Annotated in this window: 1 protein-coding gene; it reads left to right on the top strand. The window is 75.8% G+C overall.

Annotation, left to right across the window (positions count from 1 at the left end):
* Positions 1 to 111 precede the first annotated feature (111 nt).
* Positions 112 to 1258, top strand: a 1147-nt coding sequence (locus AB0J52_RS41270) for an ABC transporter permease (protein ID WP_500188715.1), incomplete at its 3' end; no start/stop codon positions are given.

The raw sequence follows: 1258 nt of genomic DNA, 5'->3' as shown, positions 1-1258 counted from the left end.
GGCTCGACCGACTCCAGCCGGGGCAGCAGCTCCTCGAAGACCGCGCTCGCCGGCACCGGCGCGCTGGCCCGGCTGGCGCTCCGCCGCGACCGGATCATGCTGCCGGTCTGGGTGTACCTCATCGTCATCATGGCGGCGTCGACGGTGTCGTCCACCAAGGGCCTCTACCCCGACATCGCCTCGCGGGCGCGGCTGGCCGCCAACACCAACGACACTCCGGCACTCGTGGCGCTGTACGGGCGGGTCTACGACCCGAACTCGCTCGGGGCCGTGTCGATGCTGAAGCTGAACGTGTTCGCCGCGATCGCCGCCGCCGCGCTGTCGATCGTGCTGGTCGTCCGGCACACGCGCGCCGACGAGGAGAGCGGGCGGCTGGAGCTGGTCGGCGCGACCGCGGTCGGCCGCCGCGCGCCGCTGACCTCGGCGCTGACGGTCATGCTGGCGGCGAACGCGACGCTGGCGGTGCTGTGCGCGCTCGGCCTCACCATCGCGGGCCTGCCCGCCGCCGGATCCGCAGCCGCCGGGCTGGCGTGGGGCGGGGTCGGGCTGGCCTTCGGCGCGATCGCCGCCGTCATCGCCCAGCTCACCGCGCACGCGCGCACCGCGACCGGCTACAGCTTCGCCGTCCTCGGCGCGTTCTACCTGGTCCGGGCGCTCGGCGACACCTCCGCCGCGGACGGCCCGCGCTGGCTGTCGTGGCTGTCGCCGATCGGCTGGGGCCAGCAGTTCCGCCCCTACGCGGGGAACCGCTGGTGGGTGCTGCTGGTGATGGTCGCGTTCGCGGCGGTCCTGACGGTCGCGGCCTACGCGCTGGTGTCGCGGCGCGACCTGGGCGCGGGCGTGCTGCCCGACCGGGAGGGCCCGGCGTCGGCCGCCCCGCGGCTGCGCGGCGCGGTCTCGCTGTGGTGGCGGCTGCAGCGCGGCTCGGTCCTCGGCTGGGCCGTGGCGTTCCTGGCGCTGGGGGCGGCGCTCGGCGGCATCGCCTCCAACGTCGGGAACATGGTCGACAGCCAGCAGGCGCACGACTTCATCACCAAGCTCGGCGGGCAGAAGGGCATCACCGACGCGTTCCTGGCGACCGAGATGGGGTTCGCGTCGATCTTCGCGGCCGCGTTCGGCGTCCAGGCGGTCGGGCGGCTGCGCGCGGAGGAGACGGGCGGCCGGGCCGAGCCGGTGCTCGCCGTCGCGGTGAGCCGGTGGCGGTGGGCGGCCGGCCCGGTGCTGATCGCGCTGCTGGGCGGAGCGGTCCTGCTGCTGG

This window comes from Spirillospora sp. NPDC049652, assembly GCF_040675125.1.
GTDB lineage: Bacteria > Actinomycetota > Actinomycetes > Streptosporangiales > Streptosporangiaceae > Spirillospora.
Note: the sequence above shows the minus strand (reverse complement) of the source record. Positions and strands in the feature narration are given on the sequence as shown.